This window comes from Bradyrhizobium sp. McL0616 (genome assembly GCF_049993385.1).
In the GTDB taxonomy this organism is placed as follows: Bacteria; Pseudomonadota; Alphaproteobacteria; order Rhizobiales; family Xanthobacteraceae; genus Bradyrhizobium.
The window spans coordinates 5,402,016-5,417,066 of sequence record NZ_CP188255.1 but is presented as its reverse complement, the minus strand read 5'-3'; the positions used below and the strand labels follow the sequence as shown (position 1 = coordinate 5,417,066).

Sequence of the window (15,051 nt, the reverse complement as noted above, 5' to 3'; positions counted from 1 at the left end):
TTACCAACGGGTCAGATTATAACAAATGTTCGCATTCCGAACAACATCGATCTGATGATCGGAGGAAGTTTGTCGACATCATCGCTGCACCCCCATGGCGTGTTCTCCGCCGCGTTGACGCCACTCGACGCCAAACTCGCTCCCGATCATGTGCGTTTCATCGCGCATTGCCGCTACCTGCTAGACGAAGGCTGCGATGCCATTGCGATGCTCGGCACGACGGGGGAGGCGAACTCCTTCTCGGTCTCCGAGCGCACCGCGCTGCTCGAGGCCGTGATCGCTGGCGGCATCAAGCCGAACCAGCTGTTGCCGGGCACCGGCGTCGCCGCGTTCACCGACACCATCGTGTTGACGCGCCATGCGTTGTCGGTCGGCGTCGATACTGTGGTGATGCTGCCGCCCTTCTACTACAAGAACGTCAGCGATGACGGCGTCTATGCCGCCTATAGCGAGATCATCCAGCGCATCGGCGATAAGCGCCTCAAGATCGTGCTCTATCACATCCCGCAAATGTCGATGCAGCCGATTTCGCACGCGCTGATCGAGCGGTTGCGCACGGCCTATCCGTCGACCATCGTCGGCATCAAGGATTCCTCAGGCGACTTCGCCAACATGACCGCGATGGTCGAGCGGTTCCCGGGCTTTTCGGTACTGACCGGCGCCGACCCGCTGCTGCTGCCGCTGCTGCGCAAGGGCGGCGCGGGCTGCATCACCGCGACCTCGAACCTTATCGCGCGCGATCTCGCCTATGTCTTCAAGCATTTCCGCGATAGCGACGACGACGCAAACCTCGCTTCTGCACAGGCTCGTATCGTGAAGGCGCGCGAGCTGGTCTCCCGCTTCCCGCAGATGGCGTCGCTGAAGGCGCTGGTTGCCGAACGCACCGGCCATGCCGGATGGCAGCGCCTGCGACCGCCGCTGGAGTCCTTGCCGTCAGCTCAGGTGAAAGAACTGCTCGCGAGTGCCGCTGCATTCGCAGCCACTGTCTAGGCTGTAGCGGACGGCGAGGCGATCCGATGTCCTATTCTTTCCAGGATGCGTTGGCCGGGCTCGCCGCACTCGTCGGCGATAGGCACCTCATCGCGTCCGGGCCTGACCAGGATCCCTATGTGGTGGATTGGCGCGGGCGCTATCACGGCCGCGCCGTCGCGGTGGTGAAGCCCGGCGGCTTGATGAATCCCGGCAAGAGTTTTGGTGCGGGGGCGCCATGACAATGACGAGCATCCGCCTGCTTGCCGACGATCTCACCGGTGCGCTCGACACCGCGGCGGAGTTCGTCGGCTTGTGCGGACCGTTCGACGTCACTTGGTCGGGTGTACCTGAGGCGTCGGGCTCCCGGAGTCTCGCGATCGACAGCGGCACCCGCGAGCGCTCGAAAGCCGAGAGTGTCGAGATCGTCGGACGACTGGCGCCGCTGCTCCGCGGCGGCACGATCGCCTACAAGAAGGTCGATAGCCTGCTCCGTGGTGCGTGGGCCGCCGAACTCGGTGCCTGTCTCGCTGGCGGCGACTGGGCGTCGTGCGTGGTCGCGCCCGCCTTCGATTATCAGGGGCGCCGCACCGTTGACGGTCAGCAATTCGCACGCACCGTGCAAGGCGACTGGCATCGGGTCGGCGACAATCTGCTGCATCAATTGAGACAGGACGGCATCGAGGCGCGGCAGGGCCGGGTCGACACGCTGTCACAAGGCGGTGTTCACGTGTTCGACGCCGAGAGTGACCTCGATCTCGATCGCGTCGTCGAGATTGCGCGGCGCATGCCCGGGCCCGTGCTGTGGTGCGGCAGCGGCGGGCTGGCCGGTGCGCTCGCCCGCGGCCACCGCGCCGATGCACCGCGGCAAATGAAGCGTCCGGTGCTGGGACTGTTCGGTTCCGACCGGCCCGCCACCGCGTCGCAGCTTGCGGCGTGCGGCGAGGCGACCATTGCGCTGGCCGAAGGCGAGGGCGCGTCGCGCGTTCAGCGCATGCTGGCTGACGACGGCGTCGCGCTGGTCAAATTCGCTCTCGCCGATGGCCTGTCGCGCGCCGAGGCTGCGCGGCGTATCACGCGCGAATTGACGGCGCTGATCGCAGCACTCGATCCGCCCGGCACGCTGATCGTCGCCGGTGGCGAAACCCTGAAGGCCGTATGCGTTGCTCTTGGCGCGCATGCGCTTCAGGTGACAGGACGTATCGTGCCAGGACTGCCGCGCTCGGCACTGCAAGGCGGCCGTTGGGCCGGCGTTGACATCGTCTCGAAGTCCGGGGCGTTTGGCACAACTCATCTGTGGCGCGAATTGCTCCGTGACAATCACTTGCTCAACTTGGAGAGCCCGACATGACTTCTCGTCATCTTGCCATCACCATGGGTGATCCCGCCGGGATCGGGCCGGAGATCATCGTCAAGGCCTGTGTCGGATTGAAGGACAGGATCGCGACCGGCGATCTGCGCCTGCTGATCATCGGCAGCGGCACTGCGCTGGACGGCGCCAGGGCCGCGCTCGGCAGCGACATTGCGATCCCGCAAGTGACGGCCGACGATCGCGACTGGCCGAACCTCTGCTTCCTCCAGGCCGACGCTGAGGGCACGCCGATCAAGCCCGGCGTGCTCAGCGCCGATGGTGGCCGCTTTGCCTATAAGGCGATCGAGCAGGGCGTGCGTCTGACGCAGGCGGGACGAACTTCTGCGATCGTCACGGCGCCGCTCAACAAGGAAGCGCTCAACAAGGCGGGCTATCACTTTCCCGGTCATACCGAGATGCTGGCGCATCTCACCGGCGTGCGCGGTTCGGTGATGCTGCTCGCGCACGGCAACATGCGCGTCAGCCACGTCTCGACCCACGTCGCTCTGGAAGACGTGCCGAAGCGCCTGACGCCGGAGCGGCTGCGCATGGTGATCGATCTCACCAATGATGCGCTGCTGCGGCTCGGCATCGCCAAGCCGAAGATCGCAATTGCTGCGCTCAATCCGCATGCCGGCGAGGGCGGCCTGTTCGGCCGGCAGGATATCGACATCTCGGCGCCGACGATTGCGAAAGCGGTTGCCGACGGTCTCGACGTCGTCGGTCCCGTGCCGGGCGACACCATCTTCGTCAAGCTGCGCGCCGGCCAGTATGATGCGGCGGTGGCGATGTATCACGACCAGGGGCATATCCCCGTCAAGCTGCTCGGCTTCCAGGTCGATCCCGTGACTGGCCGCTGGCAGGAGCTCTCCGGCGTCAACATCACGCTGGGCCTGCCGATCATCCGTACCTCCGTCGATCACGGCACTGCCTTCGATATCGCCGGCAAGGGCATCGCCAACGAGCACAGCCTGATCGAGGCCATCGACTATGCCGAGCGGCTGTCCGCTGGCGCCGCCGCATCCAGGTCTTGAGATCGAAGCCAGCTATGACCAACGCCTTCACGCCCATCGAAATCCTCCGTCCCACCGTCCTCGAGTTCGGCTGCGGTACGATCACGGCTGCGGCGCGCTTCGCGGAGCGGATTGGCGCCAGGCGGCTGCTGGTGATTTCCGACCCGTTCAACGCGCGCCGCGTCGACGCACTGGGGCTGCCCGGCGCGGTCAAGGTGTTCGGTGACGTCAAGCCCGAGCCGGACCTGCCCAATCTCGAGAAGGCGGTCGCGATGGCGCGCGAGGTTGCGCCCGATCTCGTCATCGGCTTCGGCGGCGGCAGTGCGATGGATCTCGCCAAGCTGGTCGCGGTGCTCTGCACCAGCGACGTGGCCTTTGCCGATATCGTCGGGCCTGAGAAGGTCGCCGGCCGTAGCGTGGCGCTGATGCAGATTCCGACCACCTCGGGCACCGGCAGCGAAGCCGGCACCCGCGCGCTGGTCACCGATCCCGTCAGCCAGAACAAGCAGGCGGTGCAGAGCCGCTTCATGCTGGCCGACATCGCCATCGTCGATCCTGATCTCACTATGACCGTGCCGAAGGAGGTGACCGCGGCGACCGGTGTCGATGCGCTGGCGCATTGCGTCGAGGCCTATACCAGCCGCAAGGCGCATCCGACGATCGACCTCTATGCGCTCGAGGGCGCGCGGCTGGTCGGGCGCTATCTCAAGCGCGCAGTGGCCGACGGCGGCGATCGTGAGGCGCGCGCAGGATTGTCGCTGGCGTCGCTCTATGGCGGCTATTGCCTCGGCCCCGTCAATACGACCGCCGGCCACGCCGTGGCCTATCCGCTCGGCACGCGCCACCACGTGGCGCACGGGCTGGCCTGCGCCGTGATCTTCCCGTACACGCTGGCCTTCAACATGCCGGCGGTGGAGGCGAAGACGGTCGCGGTGCTGGGCGCGCTTGGGCTGCCGGGGCAGGGCGATCCCAAACGCGCGTTCGACGCCACCCACGAGTACTGCAAAAACCTCGGCATTGAGATGCGGTTGTCCGCGCTCGGCGTGCCCAAAGGCGATCTAGGCGTGATGGCTGATGAGGCACATGCCATTCGTCGCTTGCTCGACAACAACCCGCGCGATTTGAGCCGGGATGCTATCCTCGGGATGTACGAGGTCGCGTTCTAGCTCCCTGCCGCCCGCGGCCAATCGGCGTCGGCGGTGCAGGCGCAGGGTGGCTATCCGTCCAAGCAGGTGACGGTAATCGTTCCCTTCGCCGCCGGCGGCACTGCGGATATCTTCGCGCGCATGGTCTCCAACCATTTGCAGATGAAGCTCGGCGAGCCATTCGTGGTCGAGAATGTCGGCGGCGCCGGCTCGATCCTCGGCGTAACGCGGCTCGCGAAATCTGCGCCGGACGGCATCACGATTGGCGTTGCCAGTACGTCGGCACTCGCGATCAACCCGTCGCTCTATGGCCCGAGGCTCAGCTACCAGCCGGACCAGGCTGTTTCAGCAGATGACCGGCACCAAGATGGTGCACGTGCCCTACAAGGGCTCGAAGCCGATCGTTGAAAAGCTCTCGGCCGAGATCCGCGCCTGTATGCAGCAACCGGATACGGTGCAGAAGATTGCCGAACTCGGTGCGACCGCAGTCGCGGTGGATTCCGAGCCGTTCGCGGCCTGCATCGCCTCCGAGACGGAGCGCTGAAAGAAGGTGATCGAGGCCGCGAATATCAACATGGAGTAGGGACGAAAACTGTCTGCGTGCAGCACGCATGATGGCCCGCAGCTTCGCCAGAATCTGCTCGATAAAATGACAAGCCGCGACCTAAAAAAGGCGCGTCGCCACCTTGATTGCCGCTTGGATTTGATACAATCTAAGGGCGTTGATTGCTTTTACTGATGACGACCGAATGTCGAGGACGTATGTGCGCATTTTCGCGCCGTCTTCGCGCATCGGGAATTCTTGCATTCAATTTTTCCGCAAACACTTTATCGATAGGAACGCCGTCATGGTGGCAAAGCACAGCTCGCTCATTCGTGGACTCGCGGCGGCGGGAGCCGATCCAAACTTCCAGGGAAGGTTCGGCCGTCTGTTTCCGGAATTGAAGGGAGCTACGTACGGAAGTACGAGCACGGAAGAGGACCACAATCTCGGCAAACTTGCCAAGGCAATGGTGTCCTCATTCGATCCGCCGAAGGACGGCGCCGACGATGAGGAGAGCGGCATTCCCGCGCTCTATACCTATCTCGGCCAGTTCATCGACCACGACCTGACGTTCGATCCGGATGGGAGTTTTCAAAAGCAGAAGGATCCCAATGCAACGATCGACTTCCGGACGCCGGCGTTTGATCTCGACAATGTCTATGGGCGGGGCCCCGGCGATCAGCCGTATATGTACGACACGGACCAGAAGTCCTTCTTGCTCGGCGATCCGTTGACGCTCGGTTCTGCCGGTGCACGGGACCTCCAGCGCAATGGTGCGGGCAGGGCTCTGATCGGCGACCCCCGAAACGACGAGAACAGTATTGTTTCTCAGCTTCAAGGCTTGTTCTTGCGATTTCACAATCACCTTGTCGCAAGACACCCGCATCAGGAGTTCCAGGAAGTTCAGAAGCTCGTGCGGCACCACTACCAGTACATGGTGGTGAATGATTTTCTCCCGCGGATCATCAACAAGGATGTCCTGTCGGCCCTCAAGACGGGTACGCACTACGATCGCAAGAAATTGGCCTTCTTCACCAAGCTTGCCTCTCCCTTCTTGCCGGTCGAGTTCTCCATCGCGGCCTACCGTCTTGGACATTCGATGGTTAGGCCTGGCTATCGATTGAACGACGCGACTCTGCTGCCGATATTTCCTCTGCCGGCAGAAGTGAAGCCGGGCTTCCCGGAAGGGTTCACGGGCTTTCGCAAGCTGATCACCGATTGGGGTATCGACTGGGGCCGGTTCATCGACATCGACACGCGAAGCTACGGATCGAAGACCCTGGACGACGCGCATAAGGTGGCCAATTTCAAGCGACTACAGTTGGCTTATCGCATCGACACCGCGCTCGTCGATCCGCTCGGCAGTCTTCCGCCGGCTGTTGCTTCCAATCCGTCATCGTTGGCGCTGCGAAATCTGAAGCGCAGCCGCGAATTCAATCTGCCAACGGGGCAGGCCGTTGCGGTCCGCATGGGTGCGCCCGTGCTCCATGACGATCACATCTTGATCGGGCAGGCCGTTGATGGGGGAAAGCCGGACAGCATCGTCAAAGTGGCCGGGATTTTCGCCGGGAATTGTCCCTTGTGGAGCTACATACTGGCGGAGGCCATGCAGAATCTGCAAACGCCAGCGCCCACGCTGCCGGTCACTGAGGCAAATATTGCGGTCAACACGCCACAACTCGGTCCAGTCGGCGGTCGCATCGTCGCCGAGGTGTTCCTTGGCCTGCTGTTCGCCGACAGCGGCTCTTACCTCAACGAAAATCCAGACTGGAAGCCGCCTACCGGCGCTCTTTTTCAGTTGAAGGACTTTGTCAAAATGGCGCTGGAGGCTTGATTGAATCCGTTCGGCGACGTGAGAGCATGTGGTCGCGGTGCGGGCGAGCCGGACTACGGCGCGGCTGGCTGGGGAACTAGGACCCTGAGGACCCCCAGCAAAAATTCAACGATTTCAATAAACGCATGAAATAAAACAGCTTTTAATGCAAAACGGTTACGAGTAGTGGTTACGAGTCTCGGTTACGAGGACTCGAATGTCGATCGCTACAAACATCCAAAAACGTCCTGGGCGCACGTCCTACTATGTCCGCGTGGGCGTGCCGCTGAAGCTTCAGCCGGTGCTCAGGCGCAAAGAGATTTGGCAGTCCCTCAAGACGACCGACCCCCGGCAAGCACGCGACCGAGCGGCGCCGGTGATCGCTTCCTACCGCGCGCAGTTTGCCGACCTTGAGCAACGCCGCGAGCCCTCCCCGGCCGATCTCCAGGCGGCTGTGTGGTCGCACTATGAGACTGGACTAGACCGAGACGGCCGGACGCGTGCCGCACTACCGACCAATGCGACCGTCCAGGAGGCGGCGAATAAGCTTGCGGTCGATATCGAGGCCGGGCGCGTTGCCTGGACCGATGACCCGCTAGTCCAGCTCAACGCGACCATTGAAGTGATCGCCGTGAAGGACGCGGCCAAGGTGGACCGCGAACACCGGGCCATTCAACTCAACATGCTCAAGAAGCATCTCGCCAGCGGTGAGACGGCCCTGATCGAGTGGAAGGCCGACGACGTCATCCAGAGCGAGCGGCTGCTGATCGCCAAGGGCTCGCCGGCCTATCGCGATCTGTGCCAACGGTTGCAGCGCGCCCAGGTCGAGGTCCTGGAACGTGCCGCCGAGCGCGACGCAGGCAATTGGACCGGTGTTCCGGCTGATCCGATCGTCGTGCCGGCCGATCTCACCCAAGGCAAACGGATTGCCGCGCCGGGCGAAACCCTGATGGAGCTCTATGACAAGTTCAAAGCCGAGCGCATTGGCGACGCGCGGCCGGACACCTGGGATCAGAACCGCAAGATCGTGAAGCTGTTCGCCGAGTTCGTCGGCGAGTCCTCGCACGTCTCGGTGATCACTCGCAAAGCAGTCCGTAACTGGAAGCAAGAGCTGGCGCGCTGGCCGGTGAAGGCGGCGGACAGCAAAGCGTTTCAAGGTATGTCGTTCCGGAAGGTGATCGAGGCGAACGAGACGGTCAAAAAGCCCGCGATCAGCCAGAAGAGCGTGAACAAGTATCTTGCCGCGCTGGGGAGCTTCGCGCGGTGGCTGCTCCAGAACGAATATATCGACGACGACGTGATGAGCGGAATGTATCTGTCGATCGACAAGCGGAAAAAGAACCGCTTCCCCTTCACCGAGCAACAGCTACAGACGATCTTCAACTCGCCGCTGTTCGGGAATTGCCTGGGCGATGGATCTGAGAGCAAGCCGGGCAACGATGCCGTCCGGGATTGGCGTTACTGGATTCCGCTGATCGCGATCTATTCGGGTGCGCGCCTCGGTGAACTCTGCCAGTTGCTGACGGCTGATGTGCGCCAGCTTCACGGTGTTTGGATTTTCCATATCACCGAGGTCGGGGACGAAGATGAAGATGGCGTCGGCAAGAGCACTAAGACAGGCGGATCAATGCGCGTGGTGCCAGTGCATTCGAAGCTGATCGAATTGGGCTTGCTCGACTACCATGCGAGCGTGGGCGCGCGCGGCGATCAGCGGCTGTTTCCCGAAGCGCAGCGCGACAAGCGCGGCTACTTCGGCGAGGCCTCGAAATTCTTCAACGGCTACTTCAGGGCTGTTGGTGTGAAGGTGGACCGGCGCGTCAACTTCCATTCGTTCAGGCACAACGTGACCGATGCCTTCCGCGCTGCCGGATACCTCGATGAGACATTTGGTCCGCTGCTGGGACACACGAAGGCGAGCACGACCGGACGCTATGGCGTGCTGCCGGAAGGGCCATTGCGAGATCGCGTGACGATGATCGAGGCTGTGATTTTTGCTGACTTTTAGACCATGGGCTTTACTTCAGACCGAACTGCTTGGGATACGCCATGATTAGGCGATTGGTGTCGTCTCCGTCGATGATGCAGTAGTTGATACGCTTCCCTTCGCGCACCGAGTTGAGGCTAGCAAACGCCTGCACCTGCTCCACGACTGACTGGCCAATCGCATCGTGATATTGCACTACGAATATCTCGGCCGGAGCCAAAAACAATCGCTGGATCTGGTCTCCGTTCTTGCCGAGCTTCTTGGGCGTAAGCTCTCCCTTGGTGCCGGGTCCCTTGAACGCGAACGCCATCGCGCGACGCTGACCCTTGTGACGCAGCTTCGTTGTATACAGGTCGTTCGGCTCGCCGCCCCAGTCTTGGAATTTGCCGGTGGAGCCTATGAGCTTGAGCACTCCATCCTTGAACGCCCGCTCGGATATCTTGGGCGCGGAGGTGGGCTTCATCTTCTTGATCTTGGCGAACTGGTCGAAATCCTCGACGTGCAGCTCCTTGATTTGAATCTTAGCACCGGGAACGACGACCCTCACCACGCCGCCGTTGCCGCGCGGCGAGTATTTTGTCGGCAGCTTGGCGAGCTTCCTTGGATCCTTGATGAGCCGGTGGATGGCCGCTCGCTTCGACGCGAGGTATCGATCTTTGGCGTAGGCGGTCTCGTTGCCCACCTTCGTCTTGTGAACGAGCTGCTGATCAGCAAGCCGACCGCCCAGCTGCAGGATGACAACTCGAGACTTCCCCGTCTTCGTCATCAACTGGGAGACGGTCTTGGGCTTCTTGCCGCCTGTGCAGATGGCATCGAAGACGTCGCGCAGCCGCTCCGACCCCTTTAAGACCGCGACCGCGTGCGCGATCTGCTCGTTAGGGTTCGAACGAACATCATTTACGGAAATGACCATGCTAGTCGACAATCTTCCTGACCTTGCGCCCCGAAATCGTCCGGCGAATCACGCTCGCGTCAACTGTTAGCGCCATTGCAATCTCTTCTGACGTAGCACCCAGCTTCATCAACAACAGAATGAGCAGCGACTTGATGTTTCCAAGCGCCTGTCCGAATCAGCCATCGCAAAGCCCTTGGGATAATCGCCCTAAAGTAGCACCATTTAGCAGGACGCCCGCGTTTCTCCAATATATCGTAGGTAGTCTCACAGGGATTGGAGCAATGGCCAAGTCGAACTCGGATAATGTTGAGGACCTACTGCGCGACATGATGATCGTTCAGTTGCTGCTGGCGGGCGTGGGCCAGCACGAGAGCCGGCAGATCGCCGGGGTCGGAATCCATCGGGTCAGTAGAATTGCAAAGCTGTTGAAGAAGCCGAAGGGAAAACAATGAAGCCGCGAGGGAATGGCGAGAATGCTGCGACGCAGCAGAAGCTCGACGTCGTCATCGAACTGATGCAACGCCTTGTTGCGATTGAAATGGCACGCGGCGGAACGACCCAACAGGTCATCGCGCAGCACCTGCACGTGTCCAAGACGAACGTCGTCGCGATGCTGAAGGGCGTAAGGCTGGGTCGACAGCAGGAATAGCCGGTGTCGATGTATCGTGGCTTCTTCCGGCTCTGGATCGTCATGAGCCTCGTCTGGATTGCAATAATCGTCGCGGGGCTCGGGACCGAAGAGTTCAAGGGTCTGTGGCGATCGCACGTGGAGCTTCAGGTCGAATACAAGGGCGGCACCAAGGATGTGCTGGACAGCTCGCGGTCCAAGGAAGACCTTCGCCAACGGATCGGCGATGCTGTGCGACGAGACGCCGCGGAGTTGCAACGGAGCGACCAGGCAGAGGCGAGAAGGCAGATCGAGAGCCTCAACGCGAACATAGATGAGCTGCTGAAGGCGATGGACGACGAAAACCAAAAGCGCGCGGATCGACTGCACAGAGCGCTAATGGTTGCGCTGGCTCCGCCGCTGGCGTTGCTGATCGCCGGACTGGCGGTTGCTTGGATCGCTAGTGGATTTCGAAGAACTGCCTAGCAAAGATAGCAAAGGCCCGAGCGCAAACTCGGGCCTCTGCTCGGGTCTCGACGCCAAGTTTTTGGGCACTTCCCTTCATTCCTCACTACTCGCTGGGTAAATGTCGGCCTTGCACAGCGCGACTTGGATCTGGTTTTCCACCCAGACGCGGCCCATCACGACGAAGTTGTCGGTGCCGGCGTGCGCCTCGGTCAGCGTGTGCACAAGTTGGAAGTAGCGGTCGTCAGTGATCAGCATGGTATTCCCTTGAGCCCCACCATTAGCGGTGTGGCGCCACTAGACTCCTATTCGCGAAGTGGCGTCAACAAAATATTCTCTTTAAGATTGTAAGTCAGAACTGACTTATGACCAGCGAACTCCGAAGGATCGGGCGTGCACCTCAAGTAGCGGTTGTAACGCGTCAGCTCATCCCTCATATTTTCGACGGCTGGGGGACTGACCGAAATGCGTTTCATTTTGATGACACTGACTTTAATCGCCGTCGCACCAGCGCTCGCCGCGCGGGGTCCGAACGAGTCCGCGTGCACCATCAAAGCGGCCGATACGTTGCCGAAGATCGCTGGCATGAAGATCGGCAAGAGTAGGACTATCCCGCAGCCAGCGCCCGCGAACTGGCCTAGTCCCAATCCGCCGATCCGGGTTGAGATCGAATGGAGCTCGGCCGGGCAGTCTCAAATCTGGTTCTACCTCTGTGCTGTGAATGCCAACGGGACCGCTCTCGTGCAGCGGTTAGCGAATTAGGAATACACATGGCGATAAGCCGATCTTCCGCGATCATCACCACCGCATGCCTGCTTTTGGGCTTTCCGACCGGAAATGCTCAAGCCGTAGAAGCAAAAAACGCAACCTATTACTGCGTCGTGGAAATGGCCGGAGGGCTCTTTTACGACGAGAATTCGAAGCGGTGGCGGTCCGGGACTTTCCGAACTGACGAGAAGTTCGTGCTCAAGCTGAAGTATCTAAGAACCCAGGTGGGAAAGGACCTCATGAACCGAGACGAGGCCGTCCAAACATTCAATGTCGCGATCGTTGAGGGAGGATCGAACACCGATGCCGAGTGCCGGGCCCGGGATTGGAGCGAGGTGGTTGAGGTGCGACCGAACAACTATATTGTCTGCAATGCAGTGTTGTCCGACTACATCATCAACTTGTCGAACAATCGATTTCTCCGCAACTACATGTGCGGTTACGTGGATGGCGTAGAGAGCAATAAGAACACCCCGGCCGTTTCAGGTGGCACCTGCACCAAGATCAATTAGGAAGTTCCTGCCATCGCATAATCCGCCGGACCTCTTCGTAGGTCCATTGCGCGTCCTGTTGCAGCGGCCGGGTCATGGTGAAGGTCTGGCCGATGATTTTGGACACCCGGCGGTGTTTTCGCATGCTGTAGGTCGCCCAGCCGTCGTCGCAGAACCTCCAGGCCAACTTGACTTGGCGCTGGGGATTGATCTTCCACTTGCCCCAAGCACTGCGCATGATCTCTTTGAGGGCCTGACTCTCGATGATAGCGCTGTAGGCGCCTTGGATATGAAGCCGGCCCTCCGGGGTGATGTCGATCGCGAACCAATACGGGAGACGGACGCCTGCCCGGGCCAGTTGCTTGTCAAAGGACCTCTTCAATGAGTCCACGAAGCCCCTGGGATGGCTCAGCGCCTTCGCCTCGGCTTCGTGAGTCAGATTGAAGACGAATGGATAGGCGGGCTTCTCTGCGATCTGGAGGGCCGCTGTCGCGGCCACGGCTTTGACCACGTCACCGGTAAGAGCCCACACGGGTATGTTGTCGTTGGAGGCTGTTACAGAGCTAGGGGCAACTGAAGTCTCCTCGTCCAGCAAATGCGCGGGAACGCGGAAAGACCGCATTTTCTCGATCGTTTTGGTGTCCTTGAAGCCTGACTGCCGGACTCTCCGAGGGACCTTTTTCGACCGCTTTCGAGGCCGGTTATCTTGAGAGATAGAGTCGGTCTGGCTAGACTGATGATGATCTTCGGACGTTCTCTTAAGCAACGGCACGTTCGGGTCCTCCAGAAAGCCATCCGGGTTCGCCGCCGGGTGGCTTTCGCATTTCAAAGTGGGTTCACAGGTCAGTATGTCACGCCGCCAGTTGAGAGGCAACTTTGACGCAATCTCCCGTTGCATCGCTATTAGTAGATTTGTAGCAAGCCTCTATCGGAGCATGCCGCCCGGGCGCATCTGCTGGCGAAGTTCGCGGCCGATGAGGTCCCGAATATGGTGCTGGGCCGCCTCCGCGATGCTCTCGCCCATACGCTGCTGGTCCTGCGACGATTGCCCAGGCGAGCCCTGCACGGTGACGGCAATCTGCGGCGCAATGACATGGCCGGCATTGACCATAGGCGCGGCGGGCGAACCGGCGCCGACCAGCCCGCCGTCGGCGAACCTCGGTATCCGGTCGGTGTTGATCGCGTGCAAGAGCGGCAGATGCTTGGCCGCAGCGCTCGCGCGGATTACGTATTCACCATCGCTAAGCATGGCGGGGATCGAATCCGACGTGCCGGTGCCGGGCCCGCTGATCAGGCCGCCGTCCGCCTTGGCAACCGGCCCAATGAAGGCGCCATCGCCCGGCTTGGGCAGTGATCCGACCAAGCCGCCGTCGCTGAAGCCGAACATACCGGAGAGGCCGCGCATGATCGGTGCGACGATCAGCGCCTTGATCATCGCCTCTTCGAGCGCGCGGACGATCGCCTTGGACATGTCGGCAAAGCCTGCCGAGACGCTCTTCGTGCCGTTAAGGATGTCCGCGAGACCTGAGGTCAGGCTGCTCGACATGGTGTTCCCGATCGACCGCATGGCCTCATTGGTCCGCATCGCTGACGCCTCAACCGAGCTCAGGGCGGTCCCGACGTCCGGATAAAGGCCCTTGAGCTGCTCGGCGATCTGCACGTCCTGGGGATCCAGCAAAACCGTCTGTCGGCCGCGCCGGATCGACTGCGCTACGGTGGCCTTCTCAATGGCCTGGGTGGCCTCGCCGTAAGCGTCAGTGACTTCCTCGATCCGTTTCCGCTGCTCAGCCGTAACGACTCCCTCGCCCTTACCGGCGGCCTGGTTGGCCTGCATCGCGACGACTTGGAGCTGGGCCGCGATCTTGTTCTTCTCGCGCGCTTCGGTGGAAAGATCGATGGTGGCCACCTCCGCTTTCAAGGCGGCGGTGCGCTTGTCGATCGCGTCGGCGCCGCTATCGAACCGGTCGTGGTCGCTGCCGGTGCTGATTTTGGTCGGAGCCGGGCCGGTGCCGCGCGTCTGGCTTTGCGCTGTGGGGCCATACCCATCCTGACCCGTCGTATGTGCCGCGATCTCCTTTTGCAGCCGGTCGCGATGGCCTTCTAGGTCGGCGGTGGTGCCGGCATAGACTTGTCCCAACCCCGGGATGGAAAGCGGTGGTAGGTTGACGCTGCCGAGTAATCCGCCGCCGGTCCCGTTCAACCGTGCCTGCACCTGGGCGAGCGCGTCTCGCTTGGCGTCCAGGTCGGTTGAGCTGGCCGCCATGCCGGGGATACGCGGAAGCTTGTTCGATAGCTCTACGGCCCTTGCGATGTAGCCGATCACGTCGGCCCAGGCACCCTTGATGTCCATCATGACGCTGGCGAGGTCATCCCAGGACGGCTTCAGCGCGGTAGAGAGGCGCTGGTGGGCGAGCTTAAGCTGGTCGTCCACTTCCTTCGCGCGCTCTACCAGGGCGTTGCTGAAGATACCGTCGGCGTTAGCGCTGGCCTCTCGGATCGTCTGCAACATGCTTTCCGCGCTGGTCTTGCCCTGCCGCATGCGATCGACGATTTGGGCGCCGAACATCTTCTCGCCCAGGTCCAGGCTCGCGGCATGCTGGCCGATCTGGTCGAGCTGGATCATAGCCGCGAGCACGGCCTTGATCTTATCCTCCTGGGTCTTGGCGTCCCGGAACAGGACCAGGCCTTGAAGCTGTTGGCCCGCGTCCTTCGCCGCCGTCGCATTCAAAACGCGCAACGCCTTCTCTAAGGCAGTGATCTTTTCCTCGCCGACGCTCCACTCGCCAACGTCGATCGGCGACTTATCCTTGGTCGCGTTGAAGGCATGGTCGAGCGCAGATTCGAGCTCGCCGGCTTCCACCTTGAGCTTCCGCGCCTCGCTGGTGAAGGCCTGGAGAAACGCGGGAGACACACCGAGATTGCTCGCCTTGTCCGCGATCTCAACCATCTGCTGCATCTGCTCGCGTGCGCCGCTGATTGCAGCGCTCATGAGCTTATAGCTGCCGA

The 15,051-nt window shown here is 61.4% G+C and carries 17 protein-coding genes and 1 pseudogene; 13 read left to right on the top strand and 5 right to left on the bottom strand.

What is annotated here, in order from left to right; genetic code table 11:
• Positions 1 to 69 precede the first annotated feature (69 nt).
• The 9 genes and pseudogenes from ACPPVR_RS26550 (at position 70) to ACPPVR_RS26510 (ending at position 8,840) form a co-directional block, all read left to right on the top strand.
• Positions 70 to 990 carry a dihydrodipicolinate synthase family protein gene (locus ACPPVR_RS26550; RefSeq protein ID WP_426609514.1) on the top strand — a complete coding sequence of 307 codons (921 nt, stop codon included), beginning with the start codon at positions 70 to 72 and terminating at the stop codon, positions 988 to 990.
• Between the two features lie 26 nt (positions 991 to 1,016).
• On the top strand, positions 1,017 to 1,211 hold the full coding sequence (locus tag ACPPVR_RS26545) for a hypothetical protein (RefSeq protein WP_426609513.1): 195 nt from the start codon (positions 1,017 to 1,019) through the stop codon (positions 1,209 to 1,211).
• 2 nt (positions 1,212 to 1,213) lie between these two features.
• Positions 1,214 to 2,320 carry a four-carbon acid sugar kinase family protein gene (locus tag ACPPVR_RS26540; RefSeq protein WP_426616191.1) on the top strand — a complete coding sequence of 369 codons (1,107 nt, stop codon included), beginning with the start codon at positions 1,214 to 1,216 and terminating at the stop codon, positions 2,318 to 2,320.
• A complete protein-coding gene (gene pdxA, locus ACPPVR_RS26535; RefSeq protein WP_426609512.1) occupies positions 2,317 to 3,354 on the top strand; it encodes a 4-hydroxythreonine-4-phosphate dehydrogenase PdxA in 1,038 nt (345 codons plus the stop codon). Before ACPPVR_RS26540 ends, pdxA begins: the two co-directional genes overlap by 4 nt.
• A gap of 14 nt (positions 3,355 to 3,368) precedes the next feature.
• The gene (locus ACPPVR_RS26530) at positions 3,369 to 4,499 is read left to right on the top strand and encodes an iron-containing alcohol dehydrogenase (protein WP_426609511.1); all 1,131 of its coding nucleotides are present in this window, start codon (positions 3,369 to 3,371) and stop codon (positions 4,497 to 4,499) included.
• Between the two features lie 120 nt (positions 4,500 to 4,619).
• A pseudogene (locus tag ACPPVR_RS26525) lies at positions 4,620 to 4,754 on the top strand (tripartite tricarboxylate transporter substrate-binding protein); the annotation flags it as partial.
• A gap of 100 nt (positions 4,755 to 4,854) precedes the next feature.
• Positions 4,855 to 5,022, top strand: a complete 168-nt coding sequence (locus tag ACPPVR_RS26520) for a hypothetical protein (RefSeq protein WP_426609510.1) — start codon at positions 4,855 to 4,857, stop codon at positions 5,020 to 5,022.
• 304 nt (positions 5,023 to 5,326) lie between these two features.
• The gene (locus ACPPVR_RS26515) at positions 5,327 to 6,856 is read left to right on the top strand and encodes a peroxidase family protein (RefSeq protein WP_426609509.1); all 1,530 of its coding nucleotides are present in this window, start codon (positions 5,327 to 5,329) and stop codon (positions 6,854 to 6,856) included.
• A 253-nt stretch (positions 6,857 to 7,109) separates the two neighbouring features.
• Positions 7,110 to 8,840, top strand: coding sequence for a DUF6538 domain-containing protein (locus ACPPVR_RS26510; protein ID WP_426609508.1), 1,731 nt, complete (start codon positions 7,110 to 7,112; stop codon positions 8,838 to 8,840).
• 10 nt (positions 8,841 to 8,850) lie between these two features.
• Here the strand turns inward: ACPPVR_RS26510 and ACPPVR_RS26505 are convergent, their stop codons facing one another.
• A complete protein-coding gene (locus ACPPVR_RS26505) occupies positions 8,851 to 9,732 on the bottom strand; it encodes a hypothetical protein (protein WP_426609507.1) in 882 nt (293 codons plus the stop codon).
• A 263-nt stretch (positions 9,733 to 9,995) separates the two neighbouring features.
• Between ACPPVR_RS26505 and ACPPVR_RS26500 the strand changes: the two genes are divergently transcribed.
• Genes ACPPVR_RS26500 through ACPPVR_RS26490 form a run of 3 tightly spaced genes read left to right on the top strand, consistent with a single transcriptional unit; the run spans position 9,996 to position 10,807 of the window.
• Positions 9,996 to 10,166 carry a hypothetical protein gene (locus ACPPVR_RS26500; protein WP_426609506.1) on the top strand — a complete coding sequence of 57 codons (171 nt, stop codon included), beginning with the start codon at positions 9,996 to 9,998 and terminating at the stop codon, positions 10,164 to 10,166.
• Positions 10,163 to 10,363 carry a hypothetical protein gene (locus ACPPVR_RS26495; RefSeq protein ID WP_426609505.1) on the top strand — a complete coding sequence of 67 codons (201 nt, stop codon included), beginning with the start codon at positions 10,163 to 10,165 and terminating at the stop codon, positions 10,361 to 10,363. The genes ACPPVR_RS26500 and ACPPVR_RS26495 overlap by 4 nt, the downstream gene beginning before the upstream one ends.
• 9 nt (positions 10,364 to 10,372) lie before the next feature.
• Positions 10,373 to 10,807: a hypothetical protein gene (locus tag ACPPVR_RS26490; protein WP_426609504.1), complete on the top strand. Its 435-nt coding sequence runs from the start codon at positions 10,373 to 10,375 to the stop codon at positions 10,805 to 10,807.
• 75 nt (positions 10,808 to 10,882) lie between these two features.
• On the opposite strand, the gene ACPPVR_RS26485 is transcribed toward ACPPVR_RS26490, so the two are convergent.
• On the bottom strand, positions 10,883 to 11,044 hold the full coding sequence (locus tag ACPPVR_RS26485; RefSeq protein WP_426609503.1) for a hypothetical protein: 162 nt from the start codon (positions 11,042 to 11,044) through the stop codon (positions 10,883 to 10,885).
• Positions 11,045 to 11,091: 47 nt separating this feature from the next.
• Complete coding sequence (locus ACPPVR_RS26480) at positions 11,092 to 11,385, bottom strand: hypothetical protein (protein WP_426609502.1); 294 nt, start codon at positions 11,383 to 11,385, stop codon at positions 11,092 to 11,094.
• A 171-nt stretch (positions 11,386 to 11,556) separates the two neighbouring features.
• On the opposite strand from ACPPVR_RS26480, the gene ACPPVR_RS26475 reads away from it, so the two are divergent.
• Positions 11,557 to 12,066 carry a hypothetical protein gene (locus tag ACPPVR_RS26475; protein ID WP_426609501.1) on the top strand — a complete coding sequence of 170 codons (510 nt, stop codon included), beginning with the start codon at positions 11,557 to 11,559 and terminating at the stop codon, positions 12,064 to 12,066.
• Here ACPPVR_RS26475 and ACPPVR_RS26470 read toward each other — a convergent pair.
• Positions 12,059 to 12,667, bottom strand: coding sequence for a hypothetical protein (locus ACPPVR_RS26470; protein WP_426609500.1), 609 nt, complete (start codon positions 12,665 to 12,667; stop codon positions 12,059 to 12,061). The genes ACPPVR_RS26475 and ACPPVR_RS26470 overlap by 8 nt on opposite strands.
• 303 nt (positions 12,668 to 12,970) lie before the next feature.
• Positions 12,971 to 14,905, bottom strand: a complete 1,935-nt coding sequence (locus ACPPVR_RS26465) for a hypothetical protein (protein ID WP_426609499.1) — start codon at positions 14,903 to 14,905, stop codon at positions 12,971 to 12,973.
• Positions 14,906 to 15,051 lie beyond the last annotated feature (146 nt).

Coding starts and splice junctions, on each gene's coding strand:
- ACPPVR_RS26545 (WP_426609513.1), top strand. CDS start 1,017: ATGTCCTATTCTTTCCAGGATGCGTTGGCCGGGCTCGCCGCACTCGTC.
- ACPPVR_RS26540 (WP_426616191.1), top strand. CDS start 1,214: ATGACGAGCATCCGCCTGCTTGCCGACGATCTCACCGGTGCGCTCGAC.
- pdxA (WP_426609512.1), top strand. CDS start 2,317: ATGACTTCTCGTCATCTTGCCATCACCATGGGTGATCCCGCCGGGATC.
- ACPPVR_RS26530 (WP_426609511.1), top strand. CDS start 3,369: ATGACCAACGCCTTCACGCCCATCGAAATCCTCCGTCCCACCGTCCTC.
- ACPPVR_RS26515 (WP_426609509.1), top strand. CDS start 5,327: ATGGTGGCAAAGCACAGCTCGCTCATTCGTGGACTCGCGGCGGCGGGA.
- ACPPVR_RS26505 (WP_426609507.1), bottom strand. CDS start 9,732: ATGGTCATTTCCGTAAATGATGTTCGTTCGAACCCTAACGAGCAGATC.
- ACPPVR_RS26500 (WP_426609506.1), top strand. CDS start 9,996: ATGGCCAAGTCGAACTCGGATAATGTTGAGGACCTACTGCGCGACATG.
- ACPPVR_RS26495 (WP_426609505.1), top strand. CDS start 10,163: ATGAAGCCGCGAGGGAATGGCGAGAATGCTGCGACGCAGCAGAAGCTC.
- ACPPVR_RS26490 (WP_426609504.1), top strand. CDS start 10,373: ATGTATCGTGGCTTCTTCCGGCTCTGGATCGTCATGAGCCTCGTCTGG.
- ACPPVR_RS26485 (WP_426609503.1), bottom strand. CDS start 11,044: ATGCTGATCACTGACGACCGCTACTTCCAACTTGTGCACACGCTGACC.
- ACPPVR_RS26475 (WP_426609501.1), top strand. CDS start 11,557: ATGGCGATAAGCCGATCTTCCGCGATCATCACCACCGCATGCCTGCTT.
- ACPPVR_RS26470 (WP_426609500.1), bottom strand. CDS start 12,667: ATGCGGTCTTTCCGCGTTCCCGCGCATTTGCTGGACGAGGAGACTTCA.